Source organism: Micromonospora sp. NPDC003197 (genome assembly GCF_053590565.1).
In genome coordinates this window covers 443694-467631 of the sequence record NZ_JBSFTE010000001.1, presented here as the reverse complement: position 1 = coordinate 467631, position 23938 = coordinate 443694, and the positions used below count along the sequence as shown (strand labels likewise).

The following is a 23938-nucleotide window of genomic DNA, read 5'->3' as shown; positions in this document are numbered from 1 at the left end:
GGGGGTGCGTTGGGGGGGGGGGGGCGGGGGTGGCGGGCCGGGGCCGGGGGCGCCCGGCCGGCCGCCCCTTCCCGCGGTTCGTGCTTACCGGAACCTGGTCAGACCTTCGCCTTACCCAGGATCCGGTTGACTGTCGTGCTGCAGACCGGGCACTTGCCCTTGGCCATGTTCATGCCGGTCTTGGAGACCTCGACGGTGCCCTCGAAGTCGCGCTTTTCCTTGCACTTAACGCAGTAACCGTTGTAGGTCTGGGCCTTCTCAGCCACGATGCCCTCCTCGTCCTTGGCCCGCCAGATCTTGCGTATCCGGGCGGGCCCCCGACGGCGGGCCAGGTAGCCCCGGCGCCGGGGTTTCTCCGCGGCCACCCACGTGACCGCCGGTCCGCGGACCCTACCCAGATGTGGGTGGTCCCATGTCGGCAATGCATCGACACTGTGAGGAAGCCGACGACGAGAGTGTGCATGCCGTAATAGGTCGGATAAGTCAGTTTCGCAGGGACACGCCGGGTGAAGCGCCCAATATGCCTCGCGGACGGCCTCCGGAATCAACACGGGGAGTGATCGTTTACGGTGTGGTCGTACGGCAGCGAGCGCCCAGGCATGTCGTACGGGTCGGGGTGACTGGACCTGGCGGGTCGGGATGGCTGGCCCTGGCGAGGTGGGGCGTCTGGGCTGCCCCGGAAAGATCGTTTCTGAATTTCGGGCAAGAATTTTCTAGGACGATTCATCCCTAACCGGTGTTTTTCTGGCGCTCGTCGGCGCGTTGACTCTTGCGGTCCCCTGGTCATTACCCATTAGCTTTCCTTCGTGAGCGGAACCCGGGGCTGCGCGGGCCAGTAATGGCTGGGGCGCGAAAGCCGGTCGTCGAGGTACGGCGCAGTCAGCGTCGGCGCCGGACGGTGTCCGCCTATCGCGATGGTGAGCGGATCGTCGTGCTCATCCCGGACCAGTTCTCCCGCGCGGAGGAGAGCGAGTGGGTTGACCGGATGCTCGCCAGACTCGCCGCCCGCGAGAAGCGGCTCGTCCGTACCGACGACGAACTGCTGGTACGAGCCCGTCGCCTGATCGGCCGCTATCTGAGCGAGCACGGTGCGGGGGCCATCCCGGACAGCGTCCGCTGGGTGACCAACCAGAACAGCCGGTGGGGTTCGTGTACCCCCGCCGACCGAACGATTCGTATCTCGCACCGGATCCAGGACATGCCCGACTGGGTGATCGACTATGTGCTCCTGCACGAGTTGGCCCACCTTGTGGTGCCCAACCACAACGCCCGCTTCTGGGCGCTGGTCGGGCGTTATCCGAAGGCCGAACGGGCGCGGGGTTACCTGGAGGGCATTGCCGCCTCCGGCATCGAGCCAGCCCCGTGACGTAATCGAGCCGGCCCTGTGACGGCGATCGAGCCGGGCCCCAGATGTAATCGAGCCGGCCCCGTGACGTAATCGAGCCGGCGCCGGACGATTGAGCCGGCTCCCGGACGACGCGGCGGAGACATCATGATCGCCCCCGCGCGGTGCCGCTGAGGTCAGCCCGCCGCTGGCTACCCTCAGCGGATGGTGCGACGTACGGTGGTGGTGCTGCCCGGGCCGATTGGCTGGGCACCCGCTGGGACTGATCCGACGACCTGGCGGGCCGCGCTGGCCGAGGACGTGGTGGACCTGATCGCCACCCTCAACGGGGTGGACCCAGCGATCGCGGTGGTCGCCGCCGACCGCCCCCTGGCTGATGTCGTGGCCTGGCCCGGGATGCCGATCTACGACGTTCCGACCCGGACCGTCAACGCCGTCGCCGCTGCTACCGCCGCCGATGGGTACGACCAGGTGGCCGTGCTCGCCGCGGACGCGCCGGACGTACCTGGACTGATCCTGGGCAAGCTGTTGCGCCCGCTGTCGAGTCGTACCGTGGCGGTGGCACCGAACAGCGGCGGAGGTGGACTGCTCGGCGTCGCCGTACGCCTGCCCGCGCCGGACTGGCTGCCGGAGATCGACCTGGATACGGCGGACCTCACCGGGCTGCGGTCCGCCGCGACACGCCCCGGCGAGGTGGCGGCGACGCCCGGCTGGCGTCGGCTGGGCGGTCCCGCCGATCTGCCCACCCTCGACCCAGCCATCGAAGGCTGGGAGCTCACTCGGGCATTGCTCGCCCGCTGAGGTGTTAGGAAGGGCCCCTTCTTATGCAAAAAACGATAAGAAGGGGCCCTTCCTTTCACTCGGGCTTGTCGAAGTTGAAGTCGCCGAAGTCGCCCAGATCACCGAGGTCGAGCTGGGACCGGGCGAACGTCTCGGGGTCGGCGAAGTCTTCGCCGGAGGGGAGTAGGTCGGGGTGGCCCCAGAGGGCGTCCCGACCGGCGATGCCCCGGTGCTCGGTCAGCGCGGCCCAGAGGGCGGCGGCCTCGCGGAGCCGGCGCGGGCGCAACTCCAGCCCGACCAGCGCCGCGAAGGTCTGCTCGGCCGGACCACCGGCGGCCCGCCGGCGGCGGAACGCCTCGCCGAGCCGGACCACGTTGGGCAGCCGTTCCCCGGCCGCGCTGTCGACGACGTGGCAGACCCAGCCCTCGACCAGGGCCAACGCGGTCTCCAGCCGGGCCAGGGAGGCCTTCTGCGCCGGGGTGTCCTCCGGCGTGAAGATCCCCTCCAGGGCCATCGCCTGCATCGACTCCGGGTTGGTCGGGTCGACCCGACCCATCGCCTCCTCGATCGCCTCCCGGTTGACGGTGATGCCGGAGGCGTACATCTCCACGGCGGTGAGGACGTGTCCCCGCAGCCACGGCACGTGCTGGAAGAGTCGCTGGTGTGCCGCCTCGCGCAGGGCGACGTAGAGGCGTACCTCGTCTTCGGGCAGCTCCAGGCCCTCGCCGTACGCCTTGATGTTGGCGGGGATCAGCGCGGCGGTGCCGGCCGGGCCGAGCGGTAGCCCGATGTCGCCGGCCGAGAGCACCTCGGCGGCGAGCGAGCCGAGCGCCTGTCCGAGCTGGCCGCCGAAGAGCGCGCCGCCGAGGGTGGCGACCATGGACTGCATCGGGCCGAGCTGGGCGCGGGCCTCCGGCGGCACCAGGTCACCCATGGCCCCGACCATCCGGGCGGCGACCGGGTCGCAGAGCTTGCGCCAGACGTCGAGGGTCTTGTAGATCCACTCGTTGCGGTTCCACGAGACCAGGCTGTGGATGCCCGACGGCAGCGCGGAGGTGGGCTCCAGCCACAGGTCGGCCAGTCGGAGTGCCTCTTCCACCGCGTTGCGCTCGTACGGCGTGACGGCCGGGTCGCCGGTCGTGGCGAGCTGGCTGGCCGCTACCTGGCGGGCCAGGTCCCAGTTGACCGGGCCGCTGCCCGGCGCGGCGAGCATCTGTTGCAGCTGGGCCATGAACTGCTGCATGGCGGCAGGGTCGTTGGGGTCTGGTGGTTGACCACCGGGAAGCGCGAAGCCGAACGGAATATCAGGCACGACATCTACGGTACGCGCGCCGGAACGCATATCACCGGTCCAGGTGATTCGCTAAGAGCGAAGCTCAGGGAGAAGTAGGGGTTCATCCGCCGGGGGTGGGGAGGGCGATCGGTACGCTCTGGCGCATGAGACGTCGCGGCATCACAGTTCTCCTCGGCGCGCTGATCACCGGCCTGCTCAGCATCGGGGTGCTTGCGGCGCCCATTCCGTACGTGGTGCTCGGCCCCGGGCCGACCGTGGACACGTTGGGTACGTCCGACGGCAAGCAGATCATCCAGGTCTCCGGTCAGGAGACCTCCCACTCCGCTGGGCAGTTGCGGCTCACCACGGTCGGTGTGCAGCCGAACGTGAAGCTGTTGTCGGCGATCGCCGGCTGGCTTTCCAGCGACGAGGCGGTGGTACCGCGTGAGTTGATCTACCCGCCGGGGCAGACCCAGCAGGAGGTGGACGAGCGCAACGCGGAGGACTTCGCCGCCTCCCAGACCAGTGCGGAGACGGCGGCGCTACGCAAGCTCGGCTACCCGGTCCAGGTGGTGGTCAAGACGGTGACTGCCGACGGCCCTTCGGCCGGCCGACTGCAACCGGAGGACATCATCACCTCGGTCGACGGGGAGGCGGTGACCTACGGTCGCAAGCTCACCAGCCTGGTCCAGGCCAAGCCAGCCGGCAGCCAGCTGACCATTGGCTACACCCGGGCCGGGGTGCCAGGTACGGCGACGGTCACCAGCCGGGCCGACGACGGCGGTAAGCCACGAATCGGGGTAGCCATCGAGCAGCGGCAGCCCCACCCGTTCGAGCTGAAGATCGACCTTGGGGACATCGGTGGCCCGAGCGCCGGGCTGATGTTCGCGCTCGGCATCGTGGACAAGCTGACCCCGGAGGACCTGACCGGCGGCAAGATCATTGCGGGTACCGGCACCATCAACGAGGAGGGACAGGTCGGACCGATCGGCGGCATTCCGCAGAAGCTCGTCGGCGCGAAGGCGGCCGGTGCGAAAGCCTTCCTCGTGCCCGCGGACAACTGTGCCGAGGCGCTGCGCAACCCGCAGCCGGGCCTGCCGCTGTACAAGGTGGGCACCCTCGACGAGGCGTTGACCGCGCTGGAGACGCTGCGGGCGGGAGGGCAGCCGACGCGCTGCTGACCAGGCACGCTGACCTTGGGCGACGACATTCAGGAACACCCCGTACTCTGGGTGCCTGGTCGGAGCCGGTCACACCGAGCATGCGGAGCCAACAGTGGTCATGCGTAGCAGTCCCCTACCCAGAATGAGCCGACGTGGCCGTGTCACGATCGGCGTACTGATCGGGGTGTTCCTGCTCTTCACCCTGCTCGGGTGGGGGGTGCAGGCGTGGACGGACTGGTTGTGGTTCGACGAGGTTGCCTACACCGATGTCTTCACCGGTGTGCTGGTCACCCGACTGTTGCTCTTCCTGGCCGTTGGGCTGGGCATGGCGGTCCTGGTCGGCGGCAACCTGTGGCTGGCCTACCGGCTGCGGCCGATGCTGCGGCCGCATTCGATCGAGCAGGCCACGCTGGATCGCTACCGAATGGTGCTCTCTCCTCGGATCCGTACCTGGATCGTGGTGCTCGCGTTGATCGTCGGCGTCTTCGCCGGTCTCTCCGGCCAGAGCCGGTGGAGCCAGTGGATGCTGTTCCGCAACGCCCAGGACTTCGGCACCAAGGACCCGGAATTCAATATTGACATCGGGTTCTACGTCTTCCAGTACCCGTTCCTGCGCTACCTGTTGGGGCTCGGCTTCACCGTCATCGTGCTGGCGGTGATCGGCGCGTTGGCGATGCACTACATCTTCGGCGGCGTACGGCTACAGGGCGCCGGCGACCGGATGACCAACGCGGCACGGGCCCACCTGACCACCCTGGTCGCCGTCTTCGTGCTGCTCAAGGCAGTCGCCTACGTGCTGGACCGGCGGGCGATGCTGCTGGAGTACAACGAGGGCACCAAGCTCTATGGTGCTGGCTACGCCGACGTCAACGCCCTGCTGCCAGCCAAGGAGACGCTGGCGCTGATCTCGATCGTGGTGGCGGTGGCGATCATCGTCTTCTCCAACGCGGTGATGCGTAACCTCGTCTGGCCGGGTATCTCGCTGGCCCTGCTCGGCATCTCCGCCGTGGCGATCGGTGGCGTCTACCCGTGGGCGGTGCAGACCTTCGAGGTGAAGCCCAGCGCCAAGGACAAGGAAGCGCCCTACATCGAGCGCAGCATCAACGCGACGCGGGCGGCGTTCGGGCTGAGCGACACGCAGATGACGCCGTACGCGGCGAACAACCTGAAGCCGCCAGCATCGCTTGCCACCGACACGACGGTGGTGCCCAACGTCCGACTGCTCGACCCGCAGGTGGTCTCTGAGACCTACACCCAGCAACAACAGGTCCGTGGCTTCTACGACTTCGGCCCGAAGCTGGACATCGACCACTACACCCTCGGTGCGGCGGACCAGCGTAAGACCCAGGACTACGTGGTCGGGGTCCGCGAGATCAACTACGACGAGCTGACCGACCAGCAGCGTGGGTGGATCAACCGGCACACCGTCTTCACCCACGGGTACGGCCTGGTTGCCGCCCCGGCCAACCAGGTGGTCTGCGGTGGAAAGCCGTTCTTCGTCTCCGGCTTCCTCGGCGATCGTGCAGGGCAGGAGGGGTGCTCGTCGCAGACCGAGGAGATTCCCACCGAGCAGCCGCGTATCTACTACGGCGAGCAGATGGGCGACGGCGACTACGCGATCGTCGGCCAGGTCAACAAGGACCGGCCCGTCGAGTTCGACCGGCCGACCAGCACCGGTGGCGAGCAGCACTACACCTACACCGGCAGCGGTGGGGTGGAGATCGGGTCGTTCACCCGCAAGCTGCTCTACGCGATCAAGGAGCAGGAGACCAACTTCCTGCTCTCCGAGGCGATCAACGACAACTCCAAGCTGCTGTACGTGCGTAACCCCCGGGACCGGGTGGAGAAGGTCGCCCCGTTCCTGACCCTGGATGGTGACCCGTACCCGGCGGTGGTCGGGGGCCGGATCCAGTGGATCATCGACGGTTACACCACCTCGGCCACCTATCCGTACGCCCAGCAGGTCAACCTGCAGACGGAGACCACGGACGAGCTGACCGGGCAGGGCACGTTCCAGCTCGCCAAGGCCAACGTCAACTACATCCGCAACTCGGTCAAGGCCACCGTCGACGCGTACGACGGCACCGTGAAGCTCTACCAGTTCGATGACACCGATCCGGTGCTCAAGGCGTGGAACAAGGCCTTCGGCGGGGACCTGGTGGTGCCCAAGGCGGAGATCCCGGCCGAGCTGGCCGAGCACTTCCGCTACCCGGCCGACCTGTTCAAGGTGCAGCGCAACCTGCTGGCGAAGTTCCACGTCACCGACCCGGGTGACTTCTATTCGGGGCAGGATTTCTGGGAGGTGCCGAACGTTCCGGACGCGCCGGACAGCGGCAAGAAGCAGCCGCCCTACTACCTGATGACCCAGCTGCCTGGCCAGGACGGTGCCCGGTTCCAGCTCACCTCGACGGTTACCCCGGCCGGCCGGCAGAACCTCGCGGCGCTGATCTCCGGGTCGTACGTGGACGGTAAGCCGCGCCTGGAGGTGCTCGAGTTGCCGGACCAGACGGCAATCTCCGGGCCGGTTCAGGTGCACCAACTGATGACCAACAACGCCTCCATTCGAACGTCGCTGAACTGGCTCTCCTCGAACCAGGGCCAGGTGCAGTACGGCAACCTGCTCTCGCTGCCCTTCGGCGACGGCATGCTCTACGTCGAGCCGGTCTACGTGAAGCAGAACCAGACCAATGCCGTCCCGACGTTGCAGAAGGTGCTGTTGTCCTACGGCGACGGTGGTTCATACGTCGTGTTGGCCGACAACATGACCGACGGCATCAAGGCGCTCATCGAGGAGGGTAAGAAGGCCGGCGCGACGACGCCCCAGCAGCCGGACACCGGTACCCCACCCACGTCACCGGATACCGGCACGCCGCCGGTGACCGGGGATCTGGCGGCGGCGGCGGCAAAGGTGCAGGCGGCGATCGCCGAGGTCAAGGCGGCGCAGGCCTCCGGCGACTTCGAGCGGTACGGTCGGGCGTTGAAGGCGCTGGACGAGGCGATGACCGCCTTCCAGGCGGCCCAGCAGGCGGCCAACCCGGCCCCGTCCGGTTCCCCGAGTACGCCAGCTGGGACACCCCCGCCGAGCGCGCCCCCCTCGCCAGGGGGCTGACCGTCCGGCTCCGTCCCCGTACGTCGGTCTGGCTGCTGCTTCGGGCGGGTTCCGACCTGTTTTGCGGCCACGTCACCCGGTGCGCTACTGTTAGCGGGCCGACGCGGGGTGGAGCAGCTCGGTAGCTCGCTGGGCTCATAACCCAGAGGTCGCAGGTTCAAATCCTGTCCCCGCTACCACAAAAACGCCCCCGTTTCAGGGAAACCTGAAACGGGGGCGTTTGCTTTTGTGTGACAGTCGACGTTGCTTACTTTTGCATGGCTGGTGGCGTTGTTTGTTTTCTGCGTGACAGTCGCGCATCGTTCACGGCATCGGTGTTTTCCAGGCTGGTTCAGCCCCTGTCCGGTTCGCCGGACAGCACATCCGGGCTTCTTTCCGACCTGTTTTGCGGCCACGTCACCCGGTGCGCTACTGTTAGCGGGCCGACGCGGGGTGGAGCAGCTCGGTAGCTCGCTGGGCTCATAACCCAGAGGTCGCAGGTTCAAATCCTGTCCCCGCTACCAATCAAGACGCCGCAGGCTGGTGCTCGAAATTTCGAGTGTCAGCCTGCGGCGTTTTTTGTGGGTTCTCCAGGTGCCGGCGGCTTCCCGCGGCCTGCTCGTGATTCTCGGTGATCCTTCATTCCGGTGAGCCTTCAGAACTCTTCGATGGGTACGCTACCCGTTGCGTAGCTCACAGCATCCATTCAGCTTCGATTGGTACGGTTCGCGCCGAAGCGCTCCATAGTGGACGATGATGATCTCGACTGCGTCGACTCACGTGCTCACGGCGGGGAGATGGAGCGGGTAGGTGTCAGCCGTTGTTGGGAGAGTTGAGTGGTATTCAAGAGGATGCTGGGGGCCTTCGGCGTGGGGGGTCCGAGCGTCGACACGGTCCTGGCCAACCCGAACACCCGCCCCGGGCTGCCGCTGCAGGGGCAGGTCAACCTTGCCGGTGGCAGTCACGACGTGCACATCGAGCAGCTGACAGTGAGCCTGGTGACCCGGATCGAGGTCGAGGGCGGCGATGCCGAGTACGACGCCGTGGTGGAGTTCCTGCGGGTCGGCGTCGGCGGACCGCTGCACCTGGCGGCGGGGCAGCAGGTGTCGGTCCCGTTCCAGGTGCTGATGCCGTGGGAGACCCCGGTGACCGACCTGAACGGGCAGCGGCTGCACGGAATGACGATGGGGCTGCGTACCGAGGTTGCGGTCTCCGGCGCGATCGACAAGGGCGACCTCGACCCGGTGTACGTGTATCCGCTCCCGGTGCAGGAACGGATCATGGAGGCGTTCGGTCGGCTCGGTTTCCAGTTCAAGGGGGCCGACCTTGAGCGGGGCCAGTTGTACGGCGTACCGCAGACGCTGCCGTTCTATCAGGAGATCGAGTTCTTCGCGCCGCCGCAGTACCACGGCATCGCCGCGGCCGAGCTGACGTTCGTGGCGACACCGCACGGCGTCGAGGTGATTCTGGAGTTCGACAAGCGCTCCGGGATGTTCGGCGGCGACAGCCACGACGCGATCAGCCGCTACACGGTGGACCACGCCGAGGCGGACACCGTCGACTGGGTCGCCCGGGTCGACGGGTGGGTACGGCAGGCGGTCGACCGGCACCAAGCGGCCCTCGCCGCGTTCGGTGGCAACCCGTACGGGGCGCCGGCCGGCTACCCGCACGCGGGTGGCTACCCGCCCGCGTACGGACATGGCGGCCACTACGAGGAGCACCACGAGCGTGGCTCGGGCATGGGCGGGGTCGTCGCGGGAGCGGTCGGCGGAGCCGCCCTCGGCTTCGCCGGGGGAATGCTCATCGACGAGGTGTTCGACGGCGATGACGAGTCGGATGAGGCCGACGGCGAGGACGAGTGAACTGAGGTCGACGGCGAGCACGAGTGAGCCGAGGCCGATGGTGACACGGCTCGACCATCCGGCAGGCGCCGGGTAGCTGCCGCCGTCACCGCTCCGATCTGACCATGGCCCAGTGGCCCGCCGGTCGTCGCTGTCCCTACTGGATGGGCGGCCGTTCGGTGCCATGGGGACCGTGGCCCACACAACGGCCCGGCGTGGGTCCGGGCTATCTGAAGGGAGTGCACATGCTGGGACTGGAAGCGAAGCTGGCCAAGGAGTGGGAGGGCAAGAGCGCTCAGGAACTCGCGGAGGCCCCGGTCACCGCGATCCAGGGGGTCTCGGAAGGCGACGCTGAGCTGCTGCTCAAGGCATTCGGTATCAAGACCGTCCGAGACTTCGGCACCAACAAGTACTTCCGGTGGGCTGAGTCCATCGTGATCCTGGCCGACTAGTCGGCGGTCCCCGCAGGTCGGCGGGACGGTGTCCCTCGGGTGCCGTCCCGCCGGCCTGCGTTCAACCAGGTGCCAGACTTGCGCCGACCAGGCAGGATGGGGTCATGTCTGCATTGAGTAAGTGGTGGGCGCGCGTGAGTACGATCGTCGGCACTGCGGTGCTGGCGCTGCTGGTGCCGGCGGCGGCATGGGCGTCGTCCGACGTGGGGGTGCTCGCACTGGAGGCGGCCCGACGGCGGCCCCGGGGATTCGGCGGCGTCTTCAGCGCGATCTGCTGCCTCTTCGTCGTCGGCATCGTGGTAGTGATCTTGCTGTTGGTGATGCGGGGACGGCGGAACGGGCGGCGCTGACGGAGTAACGGCCCCCTGTAGGTACGACGACGGCGTGCCGCGCCGACCCGTGTACGCGCCGGCGGGCTTTTGGCGTTAGGAAGGGCCCCTTCTTATCGCTTGGTCGGGGCTCAGTTGGCCAGGGCGGCGTTCGCTCGGGCGACGAATTCGACCGCTGCTGTCCGGCTGCTCCGCCGACCGGACCGAACGTCCGTTGCGGCGGTGGCCAGCAGGGTCTGGACCTTGCCGTGGCCATTCGGCGGGGGAAGCGGGGTCGGCCCGAACCAGCTGTTCATCGCGTTCGCATAGGCTGCGGTACGCCTCATCCCCGGATCGGTCAGGGTCTGCTCGACAGCCCGGCGGACACTCAGGTTCGCGTTGACACCGCGCTCGATGCCGAGGATCTGGCCCACCTCGACCTCGTTGGTCAGGAAATTGATCACGTCGGCGACCGTTTCCGGATGACGGGTTCCGTGGTACGCGGCCCAGTACATGGGTGCCCGCTCCCAGTGGGCCTCCGGTGCCCCCGGGTAGCAGACCAGGGCCAGTTCGTCGTGGGTCTGTCGCTGCAGCCTGGTCAGTTCGTCGGACCAGGCGAAACTGGTCGCGACCCGACTGGTCACGAGCGGGTGCTGCGCCGGGTCGGTCGACACGGTCCCCCGGAGCGTCGAGGCGCCCAGGGTCGCCCGCCGGGTCCGGGCACCTCGCCACAACTCCCACCACCGGGTCAGATCCTCGGCGGTGCAGCCGATCTGTTGGCCGTGGTAGAGCTCCCTGCCCTGCGTACGCAGCCACAACCACAGCACCTTGTAGTCGGCAGACGGATCCATGGTGCCGGCGACCCGGCCGTTGCTGCGCTGGGTAACCGTGGCGGCCCAGCGGAGGAACGCGTCGTACGGCATGCCGATGCGTGGCTCCGGCAGGTTCAGCCGCCGCAGCAGGTCCCGGTTGTAGATCAGTGCAGGCGTGTTACCAGCGGCGGCGACGGCCACCGTACGTCCCCCGACCCGCCCGTAGTCGACGAGACTGGCGGGCAGGCCGCCCAGTTGGATCCGATCCTGGGCGACGAAATCGGTGAGATCCAGCAGAATCCGGCGCTGGGCGTACTCACTGAGGTGTCCGTCGTCGATCTGGAGCAGGTCCGGCACGTTTCCGCCGATCGCCTGGGTGGCCAGCCGGTCGTAGTAACCGGTGGCCCCCTGCCAGGTGGTACGGAAGGTCACGTTCGGGTTCCGCCGGGTATAGAGATGCAGCGCTCGCTCGGTCAGGTCGGCCCGCTCGTCCCCACCCCACCAGAAGACCGACAGCTGGACCGGCCTGTCGACCGGCGGGGCGGCCTTCTTGGTGCATCCCGTCGCACCGGTTACCAGCAGCGCCGAACCGGCGAGAGCCGTCGTCCGGAGCAGGTGTCGCCGGCTTGGTCCCGCTCCGGCCGGTCGGCTGGTCGGGGCGGGAGAGAAAGCGGACACGGATTCTCCTGACGGTACCGGCCACCGGCATGGTGATCATGAGCGTGCGGAAGATCCTGACCATTTACACAGCCCACTGTGGTGGGTGTCAACGGCCGTCCGGGTACGCGAAAACGACCGTCACGGTTGGCCGTGCTCTACTAGTGCCCGTGGAACTGCTGCATTCGGGCAAGGTCAGGGATGTGTACGCCGACGGGGAGGACCTGATCCTGGTCGCCTCCGACCGGTTGTCGGTATACGACGTCGTGCTGCCGACGCCGATCCCGGACAAGGGAAAACTGCTTACTGCGCTCTCCCTGTGGTGGTTCGAGCAGTTGGCCGACCTGGTGCCCAACCACGTGATCTCGGCGACCGACGTACCGGCCGAGTTCGCCGGGCGGGCGATCCGCTGCCGGCGGCTGAGCATGGTGCCCGTCGAGTGCATCGCCCGGGGCTATCTCACCGGCTCCGGCCGCAAGGAGTATGAACAGCTGGGCAGTGTCTCCGGCGTCGAGTTGCCGCCCGGCCTGGTCGAGGCCTCCAAGCTGCCCCAACCGATCTTCACGCCCACTTCGAAGGCGCCGATCGGGGAGCACGACGAGTCGATCACCTTTACCGACGTGGTTGCCAAGGTGGGCGAGGAGACCGCCGCCGAGCTGCGCGACGTCACCCTGGCCGTCTATCGTCGAGGGGCCGAGCTGGCCGCCGAGCGGGGCATCATCGTGGCCGACACGAAGATCGAGTTCGGTTGGACACCGGCGGGGGAGCTGCTGCTCGCCGACGAGGTGCTCACCTCCGACTCGTCCCGGTTCTGGCCAGCCGAGTCGTACCAGCCCGGCCGGGTCCAGTTCTCCTTCGACAAGCAGTACGTCCGGGACTGGGCGGTTGGTACCGGCTGGGACAAGCAGGGGCCGGCTCCCGAGGTGCCGGCTGAGGTCGTCGAGGCGACCCGGGACCGGTACGTCGACGTCTACCAGCGGCTCACCGGACGTACCTGGTAGCTCCCACTCGCTGGCCCGGCCAGCGCTGCTGGCCCGCGACCAGCGCCGTCTAGCCGGCCAGCGCCACGGTTTGGCAGGCTGCCGCCGGGCGGGGCCGTACCAGGCCGTTAACATGCCGCTGTGCGTGAAGAGATCGCTGTGTTCAGCGGAAGTGCCCACCCGGAACTCGCGGCGGAGATCTGTGCCCACCTCGACGTACCGCTGCTGCCGGTGCGTACCTCACGGTTCGCCAACGACTGCCTGGAAGTGCAGTTGCAGGCCAACTGTCGGGAGCGGGACGTCTTCCTGATCCAGCCGCTGGTGCCACCGGTCCAGGAGAATCTGGTGGAGCTACTGCTGATGCTCGACGCCGCCCGGGGCGCGTCGGCGGCGCGTACCACGGTGGTCCTGCCGCACTACGCCTACGCGCGGTCGGACAAGAAGGACGCACCGCGCATTTCCATCGGCGGCCGGCTGGTTGCCGACCTGCTGGTCTCGGCGGGGGCCGACCGGGTGTTGGCGATGACCCTGCACTCGCCGCAGGTGCACGGCTTCTTCAGCGTGCCGGTGGACCACCTGCACGCCCTGCGCGAGCTGGCCAACTACTTCAAGCGCTACGACCTGACCGACACTGTCGTGGTCTCGCCCGACCTGGGCAACGCCAAGGAGGCGGCGGCCTTCGCCCGGATGCTGGGTACGCCGGTGGCGGCTGGGGCGAAGCAGCGGTTCAGCGACGACCGAGTCAAGATCAGTGCGGTGATCGGGGATGTCGTGGACCGGCACGTCATCGTGCTCGACGACGAGATCGCCAAGGGCAGTACGGTCATCGAGCTGATGGACCATCTGCGGGAGCAGAAGGTCCGCTCCATCCGGTTGGCCTGCACCCATGGGCTGTTCTCCAGCGACGCGCTCGAGCGGCTCAGCCAGCAGGACGGAGTACTGGAGATCGTCTGTACGAACACCGTCCCGATTCCCGCCGACAAGCGGGTGCCGAAGCTGGAGGTGCTCTCGGTGGCGCCCGCGCTGGCCGAGGCGATCCGCCGCATCCACAACGGCGAATCGGTCAGCGCCCTGTTCAGCTGAGGAAGCTGTTGCTGTTTGAGGTCGCCGTAATCAGCTGCGTTCGCTGTTTCAGCTGAGGTCGCTGTGATCAGCTGAGGTCGCTGTACGGCGTGGGCCAATCAGCGCGTTGCTGGTCGGCCGGGGCCACTGCGGTGCTGATCCGTACCGTGGTGCCCCGCGCCCCGGTCGACACCACCATGTCGTCGCTGAGTTGCCGGGCCAGCCACAACCCGCGACCGCCGGCGGTGTCCGGCGCCGGCCGGGTTCGCTGGCCGAGCTGGTCGGTGTCGATACCCTCGCCGCTGTCGGTGACCTCGCACCGGACGGTGCTGTCCTCGCGCCACAGCCGTAGCCAGCCCCGGCCACCACCGTGCCGGACCGCGTTCGTGATCAGTTCGTTGACGGCCAGCACGAAGTCGTCCAGCCGCTGGCCGGCGAGCCCGGACTCCTCGGCGTAGGAGGCCACCGCGTGCCGTAACCCGGTCACCTCGGCCCCGTCGAACGCCTCGGCGACCAGGACGGGCAGGCCAAGGGAGGGCACCGTATCCGGTGCGAGCGGTTCCTTGTCAGCCATTGCACGTCCCGCCGTCGATGTCGAGGGCATAAGCGGCTTTTTAACCCTACGTCAATGTATGCACCTTCGCACTTCCAGCCCGCCGGGTCGGCCACCGAATCCCAAGGAGATCATGCCACCGGCTGTCCCGTGGGGAATGCCGATTCGCCGCCGTCGTCGTCACCGCCCGGCTCGTCCAGCCGGACCACTGCGGTGATGGTGGTCCCACCCGCGCCGGTGTCGATGAACAAGTCGTCGCAGAGCTGCCGGCAAATCCACATTCCCCGACCACCGATCGCCGATTGGTCGGGAGGACGGGTGCCAACAGTGGGATCGGCCAGCCCAGGACCGTGATCGCTGATCTGTAGGTGCAGTTGTCCATGATCGCGCCACATGCGTAGCCGGCCGGCGCCGCCGCCATGTCGGATGGCGTTGGTGGCCAGTTCGCTGGCCATGATGAGCAGCTGTTCCACCAGCACCGGGCCGGCACCCAGGTCGCTGGCGTGAGCGGTCAGGGCAGCCCGGAGCGAATAGAGCGCGTCGGCGTCGAAGTGCTGATCAAGGTTGACCAACTCCGGCACGACCGCCCGCGTCGGTCGCCAGGGAGCCGTCGCGGGCGGGTCAGGGCTGGTCATTAATTCGTTGTACCCGTAGTCGTGGCGCGTTACCCGCACCAATCAGATCCAGGACGGTGGCGACCAGCCGGCGGCAGGTGACGGTCATCCGCCGGGACGGTGGCAGTCGTAGGGCGGTCTGCACGATCGCTCCGGCGCAGGACCCGTCGATGTAGTCCAGCCGGCTCAGGTTGACATGCAGGTGCCGGTCCAGGCGCAGTGACTCGGCCAGCGCCTGCTCCAGCACGTCCTGGTGGCGGTAGTCCAGCTCGCCGGCGACCCGGATGCCGGGCGGGCTGTACTGGCGGCAGATCCGCAGCAGAGGATGGTCGTGGTAGACCTGTGCGGCCACCGCCCTCGGGTGAGCCTTGGCCGCGAAGGCGAGCGTGACCCCGTCGAAGCGGTCCCGGTCGTACTGGCAGATCAGGCACAACCGGCCGTCGGCGAAGAGCCCCGCCACCTCGGTCTCGAAGGCCAGCAACTCGTCCGCCGCCGATGGTCGGGTCGCCCAGCACATGTCCGCCGTGACCCGCAGTCCCGGGTAACCTTCCCGGCCGGCGCGTGCCAGTTCGCTGGCGAGTACCTCGACCATGCCGGCGGCCCCGTTGCGATGCGACCCGGCCAGCGGATCGCCGGTCGTGGCCAGGACCAGTTGCCCCCGACGTAGGGCGGCACCGGGTCGTACCGAGCGGGCCGCGAGCTCACCGACGAGGCGGTCCGGGGCTACCGAGTCGGTCCAGCAGACGACCTTCTGACCGTGCCGCAGACCGTCTCGTACGAACGCGGCCACCAGGTCCATCCGCTCGTCAGCGTCGGAAAAGGTCAGACACGCGTGATCACCCGCGGCCAGCCTGTCCACCGTCGCCGTGTCCGCCATTCCGGCCACCTGTTCATTGTTGAAGTTGACCTCACGTTAGAGCATGACGATCGTCTAGGCGTGCCCCTACCCCGCGCCACGCGGGTGCCGCCGCTCGGGCTCCGTGCGGCCCGCCATCGGCGGGCCGCCGACCGGATATGGCAGGGTCGGGACATGCCGTCCCCTCCGGGCAGCCTGCAGACGCCGTTCTGGCGCTCCATCGCCGTCTTCCGCTTCGCCTCGCTGGCGTACGTCACTGTCCTGGTCGTGCGCAACGTCAGGGACTACGCACATCCCGTAGCCGGTGGAGTGGTTCTGCTGATCATGGCCGGCTGGACGGTGGCCGCCGCGTACGCGTACGCCCGACCGGCCTGGCGGCGATGGCCGCTGCTCCTCACCGACCTGGGGGTCACCCTGGGGGTCCTGCTGGCCACCCCCTGGGTGGTGGGGCGCGCGGCGCTGGCCGCCGGCGTACCCACCCTCCCGGTGGCCTGGCTGGGTGGGCCGGTGCTCGCCTGGGCGGTCTCCGGCGGACGCCGCCGAGGCGTGGCAGCGGCGCTCATTCTCGGCGCAGCCGACCTCGCGGTACGGGAACGGCTCACCCAGTCGTCGCTCACCGGCGGCATGCTCATGCTGCTCGCCGGGTTGGTGGTCGGACATGTCGCCCGGCTGGCGGTGATCGCCGAGGAACAGCTGCACCGGGCGGTCGAACTGGCCGCGGCGACCCGGGAACGGGAACGCCTCGCCCGGGACATCCACGACTCGGTACTCCAGGTGCTCGCCCTGGTGCAGCGGCGCGGTGCACACCTGGACGGTGAGGCGGGCGAGTTGGCCCGGCTGGCCGGGGAACAGGAGACGGCGCTGCGAGCCCTGATCGCCACCCGTACGACCGAGGACGACGCCGGATCGCCGGAAGCGGAGGAGGCCGACCTGCGTACGGTGCTCGGCGGGTACGCCTCCCCGACAGTGTCGATCGCCAGCCCGGCGACCCCGGTCCGACTGCCCGCCCCGGTGGCCCGGGAATTCGGCGCGGCGGTCGGGGCGGCGCTGGACAACGCCGCCCGGCACGGTGGTGGTCAGGCCTGGGTGCTGGTCGAGGAGGAGACGGATGGCGTGACCGTGTCGGTACGTGATGACGGGCCGGGCATCCCGGCTGGGCGACTCGCCGAAGCGGCCCAGCAGGGGCGGTTGGGGGTCGCACAGTCGATCCAGGGCCGGATGACCGGCCTGGGCGGCTCGACACAGATCAGCTCGGCGCCCGGGCAGGGTACGGAGGTCGAGCTGCGGCTACCCAAGTCCCGGTGACGGGGGAGCGAACGCTGGACAACGGTGCTGGACAAGAGTGCTGGACAACGGTGCTGGACAAGAGTGCTGGGCGGTGGCGTGACCGGCGTCTAGGGTGGGCCGCGTGAGTGGAGACGGTACGCCGATCCGGGTCATGGTGGTCGATGACCATCCGATGTGGCGGGAGGGCGTGGCCCGCGACCTGACCGAGGCCGGGCACGAGGTGGTGGCCACCACCGGGGAGGGCGGCCAGGCGGTTCGGATCGCCGGGGCGGTCCGGCCGGACGTCGTCGTACTCGATCTTCAGCTGCCGGATATCTCCGGCGTCGAGGTGATCCGGGGGCTACTGGCGGCGGTTCCCGGGGTACGGGTGCTGATGCTCTCCGCCAGCGGCGAGCAGCAGAGCGTGCTCGACGCGGTGAAGGCGGGGGCCACCGGCTACCTGGTCAAGTCCGCGGGACAGCAGGAGTTCCTGGACGCGGTCCGGAGTACGGCTGCGGGGGAGACCGTCTTCACCCCGGGACTCGCCGGCCTGGTACTCGGCGAGTATCGCCGGCTCGCCACGACCACCCCGGCCACGGCCGTCGCCGACGGTACGCCCCAACTCACCGACCGGGAGACCGAGGTGCTGCGGCTCGTCGCCAAGGGCATGTCGTACAAGCAGATCGCCGAACGGCTCAGCCTGTCCCACCGTACGGTGCAGAACCACGTACAAAACACCCTGGGCAAGCTGCAACTGCACAATCGGGTCGAGCTGACCCGGTACGCCATCGCCCAGGGGCTGGACGACTGATCACCAGCCGGCGGTCTGCGTTGCTCCGGCTGCTCGTGTTGGTCGGTCTTTGCTGATCTGGTTGCTCGCGCGAATTTTCAGTCCGGTGGTCTGCGTCGCTTCGGTTGCTCGCGCTGATTGTCAGTCCGGCGGTTCCGTCTCGTGTACGGCCAACTCCTCCGCCACCTGCCCACCGCCCGCGACCCCGGCGTCGAATGCCACCGAGTCGGGCTCCCGGTCCGGGCTGATGCCCTCGTCCGGTTCCATCAGCCGGCCCACCGGTGCACCCTCGGAACCGGACAGCTTCCCGTAGTCGTACAGGGATACCGCGGACTTCGGGTCCGAGGTCGGGCCGGGGTCCATGACATCGGCGTCCAGTTGTGCCTCGGCGGCGGCCTCGTCGCTGTCGGCCTCGCTACGCAGCGCCGGATCGGCGGACGCGGACAGCGGATCGTCAATGGGACGTTCCCCCTGTTCCCGCGCGACCTTGTAGTCGAGGGATTCGCCCTCCCGCTGCTCCTCGGCGGTGTTACCGAACCGGTCCACCGCCAACGGCCGGTCGGCCGGAAGGGCGACGGGATCCAGCCCATCGGCCTCCCGGCCGGTGGCGACGTCATCGTTGGCGGTCGAGTCGTCGTCGGCGATCGCGGGCAGCCCCTCTGCCTCCGGGTCGGACACGGGGGTCAGGTAGTCGTCATCGCGCATGTCAGGTCACTACCCCATGTCTGGGTCCGTAACCGCCCTTCGACCGGTTCGTCCTCGGCGGTCAGTACCGCCCAGACGAGTTTCCCGTTCTCCAGCAGGCTGGTGCCCCAGCGGGTGGCCATATTGTCGATCAGGAGCAGCCCGCGACCGCCGATCGAGGTGGATGGCACCGGGCCGGCGAAGGTGGGCCGCTTCGGCGAGTAGTCCCGTACCGCGACGTGCAGGGCCTTTGCCCGGCGGGCCATCCGCAGCGTCATCGGGGTACGGGCGTGCGTAACCACGTTGCTGACCAGTTCGGTGACGGCGACCCGCGCCGAGGCGGCCAGCTCCGGTAACGCCCAGCGACGACATCCCTCGGCGACCAACTCCCGGGCCTGTCGGGCCGCTCCCGGCGCGGGATCCAAGTCGACGTCGATGGAATCCGCAGCGGTGCCGACGGCAGGTTTGGCGTTAGGAAGGGCCCCTTTCAAGGCAGAAAGCGATAAGAAGGGGCCCTTCCTTTCAGCGCTCGCTGGCAGATGTTCTGTGCCGGAGGCGCGGAAGAGCACTTCACCGGTAGGCCATTCGGCGACTTCACACCCGGTCGAGAGCAGGACCGCCATGGCTTCGGGGTCGTCCGCCCGAAGCTGGGCGAGATCAACCAGGACCGTGGTGGGTCGGTCGGCGATACAGGTCAGCAACGCTCCCCGTACCTCGTGTGCCAGCGGAAGGTCGAGCGCACCGAAGAACCGGACGAGCGAGTACGCCTCATTCGTTTCCACCAGCCAGCGCATTTCGATGGACATGATGCCTCCATTGCGCGACGGGCGCGTATGTCGTGATCAGGTAGTTGACGTTCGGGCTGTGTGGCATTCCCTTGCCGTACCCGACCGCACCGCCCGTCATGCGGATCGGGCGCTGCTGGATGCGGATAGCCATGTGTCACGACTCGTCCGGTCGTGGATTTCGCTGGCCGACCTGGGATTCGCTGGAGCTATCGGCACGCGGATCGAGTTGGCAGGTTTCGGCTCTGGCCGGCCCGGTTAAATGGGAGCCTCTGATCGGAAGCCCCTTGGTCCGATGGAGGTGAACCATGCGCGTTGGCCTGGTCTGCGCGCACGCCAGGCCGCCCCGTCCGCCCGGACCGAACGGCGGAGACCACCAGGTGGCCGGAACCCATCAGCATGTCGCCCGGGTCGCCGCCGAGTTGGCAAGTCGGGGACATGACGTGCATGTCTACGAACGGCGGGACGACCCGGACGTGCCGGCCGTTACCGACGACGACGGTTACCGGGTGGAGCGGGTACCGGTAGGGCCGTCGACGCGTACGCCGACCGCCGCCCTGGTGCCGTACGTGCCCGAGCTGGGCCGCTGGTTGACCGACCGGTGGTCCGGGGACTGGACCCCGGACGTGGTGCACGGGCACTTCTGGGTCGGCGGCCTGGCAGCCGCCAGCGCCGTACGGGGGACGACCATCCCGGTGGTGCAGACCTTCCATTCGATCGGCGTCGAGCAGCTCCGTCATCTCGGGCGCGCCTACTCCGGCCCGGGTGAACGGATACCGCTGGAACGGGCGTTGACCCGGGCGGTTGACCTGGCTGTGGCGCAGTCCACCGACGAGGTGGAGGAGCTGACCCGGTTGGGGCTGCACCGGGCAGCGGTAGCCGTGGTGCCGGCCGGGGTGGACATCGACCGGTTCAGTCCGGACGGGGAGGCGGCCCCTCGGGATCGGCAGGCCCGGATTCTGTCGGTGGGTGGCCTGTCGCCCGGTCACGGGCAGGAGGACCTGATTCAGGCGATGCGGCTGGTCGGCGATGCCGAGCTGATCATCGTGGGTGGTCCGACAGATGATGACTTGGCTGACGACACCGACGCGGCCCGGCTCCGCGAGATCGCCCGGCGATGTGGGGTTGCCGACCGGGTACGACTGATCGGTGGGGTGCCGCATGAGCAGATGCCGGCCTGGTATCGCTCAGCTGACGTGGTGGCCTGTGCTCCACGCTATGCCTGCGCCGGCCGGGTGCCGTTGGAGGCGATGGCGTGTGGAGTGCCCGTGGTTGGTTACCGCATCGGCGGGGTGGCGGACACGGTGGTGGACGAGGTGAGCGGGCGGCTGGTGCCGCCGGGCGACGTACGGGATCTGGGTAGCACCCTGCGTCGGCTGCTCGCCGACGATGCGGAACGGTTCGCGTACGGCCATGCGGCAGTGGACCGGGCGCGATGCAGTTACACCTGGGACCGTGCCGCCGGCACCTTGGAGCGGCTCTACGAGCGGGTGCTCACCCGCCACCGCTGAGCGGCCCCGCCTTGCTGTTAGGAAGGGCCCCTTCCAAGGCAGAATGCGATAAGAAGGGGCCCTTCCTAACAGCAGACGGCAGCGGAGGGCGCTTTTCGGATGGTGTCACGGTGTGGTGGTGCTGCGGTTCGGCGTACCTGGTCAATCCGATCACCGCCGCCAGGGTGATCACGAAGCCGGCGGCGGCCAGCCATTCCCGGCCCGGCCAGATCTTGTCGTCGAGGAACAGCAGACCGACGATGGCGGCGGGTACTGCTCCGGCCGCGTCCATCGCCGCCACCGCAGCGGTGGTGGAGCCCCGCTGCATTGCCAGCCCCAGCAGCAACTGGCCGACGATCGAGTGGACGATCAGCAGGTAGAGCAACGGGTCGCGCAGGAACCCCTCGAACGACTCCACCGAGGCCAGCGGCCGGGCGGCCACGGCGGCGGCGGAGAACGCCAGCCCTGCCAGCGATCCCAGGGCCACAGATCCGGGCGCACCGTGCAGCCGTACGGCGAAGAAGCCGAGCACCCCGATCAGGCCGAGGGCGGCGGCCAGCGCGATCGTTCCTGCGGGTCCGAGTGGTCGGGACGGAGCTGGTTGAGCGGAGATGATCAGCGCGGTGATCCCGGCGAAGAGCAGTACCAGCAGGATGACTTCGGCGATCGGCAATCGCCACTTCAACACCAGTACACCGAGTACGGCGGTGATGCCCAGTCCAGCGGCGACGCTCGCCTGGACCAGGAACAACGGCAGGTCGCGGCGGGCCAGGAAGGCGAGCACGAAACCGAACATCTGGCAGGCCAGCCCGACCAGGTAGGTCCGGTGGCAGGCCAGTCGCAGTAGCAGCCCCGGATGGAAGCTGTGATGCAGGGTGGTGCGTGTCGCCGCAACCGATTGGAGCATGTTGGCAACACCGTAGGCAATGATCATCAATGCCAGAAACCACCACCCGGAGGACGCCACCTGGCGAGGATAGAGGGTGTCTCCCGGGACCGCTCGACAGGCCAACGCAGCCGGTCGAGCGGCAGGCCAACGCAGCCGGTCGAGCGGCAGGCTAACGCAGCCGGTCGAGCATCGTCTGGTGAAGCCGGCCATTGGTGGCAAGTACGCTGCCACCATTGCCCGGTCCGGGCTTGCTGGCCGAATCGGTGACTGCGGGCTTGCCGGTCAGATCGGTGACCGTGCCGCCGGCCTCGGTGACGATGGGAATCAACGCGGCCACGTCCCACAACGAGAGTTCCGGCTCGGTCATCACGTCGACCGCACCCTCGGCCACCAGCATGTAACCGTAGAAGTCGCCATAGGCCCGGGTTCGCCAGGACTCTCGCAGGATGTCGAGCATCGCGGGCAGCCGGCCGGTGGCCTCCCACCCGTCGAGGGAGGAGTAGCAGAAGCTGGCGTCGGCGAGCCGTCGTACGCCGGAGACCCGGATCGGCGCGGCCGAGGCCGGATGTCTGCCGGCGTACGCCCCGAGGCCGGTGGCGGCCCACCAGCGGCGGCCGAGCGCCGGCGCGGAGACCAGCCCGACGACCGGCTGGTCGTCCTCCAGCAGCGCGATCAGCGTGGCCCAGATCGGTACGCCCCGGATGAAGTTCTTGGTGCCGTCGATCGGGTCGATCACCCAGCGGCGGGTGCCCGGCCGAGTCGAACCCTCACCGGTCGCCTCGGCGGTGCCGAATTCCTCACCGAGGACGTCGTCTCGGGGCCGAGCCCGGGACAGCGTGGTCCGGATCGCGCGTTCCACGGCGGTGTCCGCGTCCGACACCGGGGTCAGGTCCGGCTTTGACTCGACGGCCAGGTCGATGGCGCGGAACCGGGCCATGGAGATCGAGTCGGCGGTGTCCGCCAGCACGTGGGCGAGGGACAGGTCGTCGGCGTAGCGGGCCATGGCCGGAAAGGTATCCGATCCCGTACGCCCGGCGTGATCAGGGACGACCGGTACGCGTGTTTCCCGGCGTGTCCACCTGGTCAGCGACGTCGATTATGAACAGCGCCGGCCTTCCCGGGCCGCCGGCAGCGCCGGCTATTCGACCGCGCTGACTGCGCTGACTGCGCCGACCGCGCCGACCGCGCCGACTGTGCCGACTGTGCCGACCCTTCGACCGCGCTGGCCGCGCTGACTACTCGATCTCGCCAGCGCGGGACGCCAGCAACCGGCGGTACGACGCCAGCCGGCGTGGGTCGGCGTGTCCCGCCGCCACCCAGGTGTCCAGCTTGCAGTCGGCCTCACCGGCGGTGTGTTCGCAGTTCACCGGACATTCGAGGGTCCCCTCGACGAGATCCGGGAAGCCGTGCAGGAGGCTCTCCGCCGAGACGTGAGCCAGCCCGAAACTACGAATGCCCGGGGTGTCCACGATCCAGCCCGGATCCCCCTTCCGTTTCCGGCCGGGCGGTTCCGGGGGCGGTAGGCGCAGGGCGACCGCACTGGTCGACGTGTGCCGGCCCCGGCCGATCGCGCTGACCGTACCGACGGCCCGCTCGGCGGCCGGCACCAGCCGGTTGACCAGCGTGGATTTGCCCACCCCGGAGTGCCCGACCATGACCGAGACGTGACCGCTGAGCAACTGGCTGACCTGTTCCAGGTCGGAGTCCGGCCGGACCAGCACGTACGGCAGGTCCAGCTCGGCGTAGTAGTCGAGTACGGCGTCCGGCGCGGCCAGGTCGGCCTTGGTGAGACAGAGCAGCGGCTCGATGTCCGCGTCGTACGCCGCCACCAGGCAGCGGTCGATGAACCCGGTACGCGGCGGCGGATCGGACAGGGAGCTGACGATCACCAGCTGGTCGGCGTTGGCCACGACCACCCGTTCCAGCCGGCCCTCGGCGGTGGTCTCGTCGTCGTCGGCGGTGCGCCGCAGCACCGAGGTGCGCTCGGCGATCCGAACGATCCGGGCCAGCGCCCCGGTCACCCCGGAGGTGTCGCCGACCAGCGCGACCCGGTCACCCACGACCACCGACTTGCGGCCCAGCTCGCGGGCGCGCATCGCGGTGACGGTCCGTTCGTCCGGTCCGCCCCCGGGCACGCCGGGATCGGCCGGATCGGTGACCACGCAGGTGTAGCGGCCCCGGTCGACGGCGATGACGAATCCCTCGACCGCGTTTTCGTGCCGGGGGCGGGTACGGGTACGCGGGCGCGAG

At 68.7% G+C, this 23938-nt stretch carries 23 protein-coding genes and 2 tRNA genes; 14 read left to right on the top strand and 11 right to left on the bottom strand.

Features of this window, described 5'->3' with window-relative positions; translation table 11 throughout:
* Positions 1-98 precede the first annotated feature (98 nt).
* Complete coding sequence (locus tag ACWDV4_RS02150; protein ID WP_184535915.1) at positions 99-266, bottom strand: DUF5679 domain-containing protein; 168 nt, start codon at positions 264-266, stop codon at positions 99-101.
* A 572-nt stretch (positions 267-838) separates the two neighbouring features.
* Between ACWDV4_RS02150 and ACWDV4_RS02145 the strand changes: the two genes are divergently transcribed.
* Both ACWDV4_RS02145 and ACWDV4_RS02140 read left to right on the top strand, forming a co-directional pair.
* On the top strand, positions 839-1366 hold the full coding sequence (locus ACWDV4_RS02145; protein WP_449974110.1) for a M48 metallopeptidase family protein: 528 nt from the start codon (positions 839-841) through the stop codon (positions 1364-1366).
* Between the two features lie 183 nt (positions 1367-1549).
* Positions 1550-2146 (top strand): hypothetical protein, encoded by a 597-nt coding sequence (locus ACWDV4_RS02140; protein WP_449974109.1) that lies wholly within the window; start codon positions 1550-1552, stop codon positions 2144-2146.
* A gap of 55 nt (positions 2147-2201) precedes the next feature.
* On the opposite strand, the gene ACWDV4_RS02135 is transcribed toward ACWDV4_RS02140, so the two are convergent.
* On the bottom strand, positions 2202-3437 hold the full coding sequence (locus tag ACWDV4_RS02135) for a zinc-dependent metalloprotease (RefSeq protein ID WP_449974108.1): 1236 nt from the start codon (positions 3435-3437) through the stop codon (positions 2202-2204).
* A gap of 125 nt (positions 3438-3562) precedes the next feature.
* Here ACWDV4_RS02135 and ACWDV4_RS02130 point away from each other — a divergent pair, with 125 nt between their 5' ends.
* The 7 genes from ACWDV4_RS02130 (at position 3563) to ACWDV4_RS02100 (ending at position 10292) form a co-directional block, all read left to right on the top strand.
* Positions 3563-4579 carry a YlbL family protein gene (locus tag ACWDV4_RS02130; protein ID WP_449974107.1) on the top strand — a complete coding sequence of 339 codons (1017 nt, stop codon included), beginning with the start codon at positions 3563-3565 and terminating at the stop codon, positions 4577-4579.
* Positions 4580-4679: 100 nt separating this feature from the next.
* Positions 4680-7670, top strand: coding sequence for a UPF0182 family membrane protein (locus ACWDV4_RS02125; protein WP_449974106.1), 2991 nt, complete (start codon positions 4680-4682; stop codon positions 7668-7670).
* A gap of 102 nt (positions 7671-7772) precedes the next feature.
* Positions 7773-7849: transfer RNA gene (locus tag ACWDV4_RS02120), tRNA-Met, on the top strand.
* Between the two features lie 247 nt (positions 7850-8096).
* Positions 8097-8173: transfer RNA gene (locus ACWDV4_RS02115), tRNA-Met, on the top strand.
* A gap of 312 nt (positions 8174-8485) precedes the next feature.
* A complete protein-coding gene (locus ACWDV4_RS02110; RefSeq protein WP_449974105.1) occupies positions 8486-9511 on the top strand; it encodes a sporulation protein in 1026 nt (341 codons plus the stop codon).
* 224 nt (positions 9512-9735) lie between these two features.
* The gene (locus ACWDV4_RS02105; RefSeq protein WP_449974104.1) at positions 9736-9942 is read left to right on the top strand and encodes a hypothetical protein; all 207 of its coding nucleotides are present in this window, start codon (positions 9736-9738) and stop codon (positions 9940-9942) included.
* Positions 9943-10076: 134 nt separating this feature from the next.
* Positions 10077-10292: a hypothetical protein gene (locus ACWDV4_RS02100; RefSeq protein ID WP_449974102.1), complete on the top strand. Its 216-nt coding sequence runs from the start codon at positions 10077-10079 to the stop codon at positions 10290-10292.
* A 110-nt stretch (positions 10293-10402) separates the two neighbouring features.
* Here ACWDV4_RS02100 and ACWDV4_RS02095 read toward each other — a convergent pair whose 3' ends face one another.
* Complete coding sequence (locus tag ACWDV4_RS02095) at positions 10403-11740, bottom strand: ABC transporter substrate-binding protein (RefSeq protein ID WP_449974101.1); 1338 nt, start codon at positions 11738-11740, stop codon at positions 10403-10405.
* Positions 11741-11889: 149 nt separating this feature from the next.
* On the opposite strand from ACWDV4_RS02095, the gene ACWDV4_RS02090 reads away from it, so the two are divergent.
* Both ACWDV4_RS02090 and ACWDV4_RS02085 read left to right on the top strand, forming a co-directional pair.
* Entirely contained in the window at positions 11890-12720 is an 831-nt protein-coding gene (locus tag ACWDV4_RS02090; protein WP_449974100.1) for a phosphoribosylaminoimidazolesuccinocarboxamide synthase, read from the top strand.
* 120 nt (positions 12721-12840) lie between these two features.
* A complete protein-coding gene (locus tag ACWDV4_RS02085) occupies positions 12841-13782 on the top strand; it encodes a ribose-phosphate diphosphokinase (protein ID WP_449974099.1) in 942 nt (313 codons plus the stop codon).
* A 67-nt stretch (positions 13783-13849) separates the two neighbouring features.
* On the opposite strand, the gene ACWDV4_RS02080 is transcribed toward ACWDV4_RS02085, so the two are convergent.
* The 3 genes from ACWDV4_RS02080 to ACWDV4_RS02070 all read right to left on the bottom strand — a co-directional run bounded on the left by ACWDV4_RS02080 (position 13850) and on the right by ACWDV4_RS02070 (position 15805).
* Entirely contained in the window at positions 13850-14335 is a 486-nt protein-coding gene (locus ACWDV4_RS02080) for an ATP-binding protein (RefSeq protein WP_449974097.1), read from the bottom strand.
* Between the two features lie 110 nt (positions 14336-14445).
* Positions 14446-14949 (bottom strand): ATP-binding protein, encoded by a 504-nt coding sequence (locus ACWDV4_RS02075; RefSeq protein ID WP_449974095.1) that lies wholly within the window; start codon positions 14947-14949, stop codon positions 14446-14448.
* Complete coding sequence (locus ACWDV4_RS02070; protein ID WP_449974094.1) at positions 14936-15805, bottom strand: MEDS domain-containing protein; 870 nt, start codon at positions 15803-15805, stop codon at positions 14936-14938. Before ACWDV4_RS02070 ends, ACWDV4_RS02075 begins: the two co-directional genes overlap by 14 nt.
* Before the next feature lie 60 nt (positions 15806-15865).
* Here ACWDV4_RS02070 and macS point away from each other — a divergent pair, with 60 nt between their 5' ends.
* Positions 15866-17089, top strand: a complete 1224-nt coding sequence (gene macS / locus ACWDV4_RS02065; RefSeq protein WP_449974092.1) for a MacS family sensor histidine kinase — start codon at positions 15866-15868, stop codon at positions 17087-17089.
* Between the two features lie 133 nt (positions 17090-17222).
* Positions 17223-17861: a response regulator gene (locus ACWDV4_RS02060; protein WP_449974156.1), complete on the top strand. Its 639-nt coding sequence runs from the start codon at positions 17223-17225 to the stop codon at positions 17859-17861.
* 120 nt (positions 17862-17981) lie between these two features.
* On the opposite strand, the gene ACWDV4_RS02055 is transcribed toward ACWDV4_RS02060, so the two are convergent.
* Both ACWDV4_RS02055 and ACWDV4_RS02050 read right to left on the bottom strand, forming a co-directional pair.
* Entirely contained in the window at positions 17982-18545 is a 564-nt protein-coding gene (locus ACWDV4_RS02055; RefSeq protein WP_449974090.1) for a DUF5709 domain-containing protein, read from the bottom strand.
* Entirely contained in the window at positions 18524-19330 is an 807-nt protein-coding gene (locus tag ACWDV4_RS02050) for an ATP-binding protein (RefSeq protein WP_449974089.1), read from the bottom strand. The genes ACWDV4_RS02055 and ACWDV4_RS02050 overlap by 22 nt, the downstream gene beginning before the upstream one ends.
* A 287-nt stretch (positions 19331-19617) precedes the next feature.
* Between ACWDV4_RS02050 and ACWDV4_RS02045 the strand changes: the two genes are divergently transcribed.
* Positions 19618-20820, top strand: a complete 1203-nt coding sequence (locus tag ACWDV4_RS02045) for a glycosyltransferase (RefSeq protein WP_449974087.1) — start codon at positions 19618-19620, stop codon at positions 20818-20820.
* Here the strand turns inward: ACWDV4_RS02045 and ACWDV4_RS02040 are convergent.
* The 3 genes from ACWDV4_RS02040 to rsgA all read right to left on the bottom strand — a co-directional run bounded on the left by ACWDV4_RS02040 (position 20804) and on the right by rsgA (position 23880).
* On the bottom strand, positions 20804-21733 hold the full coding sequence (locus tag ACWDV4_RS02040) for a hypothetical protein (RefSeq protein ID WP_449974155.1): 930 nt from the start codon (positions 21731-21733) through the stop codon (positions 20804-20806). The two genes, ACWDV4_RS02045 and ACWDV4_RS02040, sit on opposite strands and share 17 nt — an antisense overlap.
* A 124-nt stretch (positions 21734-21857) precedes the next feature.
* Positions 21858-22691 (bottom strand): histidinol-phosphatase, encoded by an 834-nt coding sequence (gene hisN / locus ACWDV4_RS02035; protein ID WP_449974085.1) that lies wholly within the window; start codon positions 22689-22691, stop codon positions 21858-21860.
* Between the two features lie 232 nt (positions 22692-22923).
* Positions 22924-23880: a ribosome small subunit-dependent GTPase A gene (rsgA, locus tag ACWDV4_RS02030; protein ID WP_449974154.1), complete on the bottom strand. Its 957-nt coding sequence runs from the start codon at positions 23878-23880 to the stop codon at positions 22924-22926.
* Between the last annotated feature and the right edge of the window lie 58 nt (positions 23881-23938).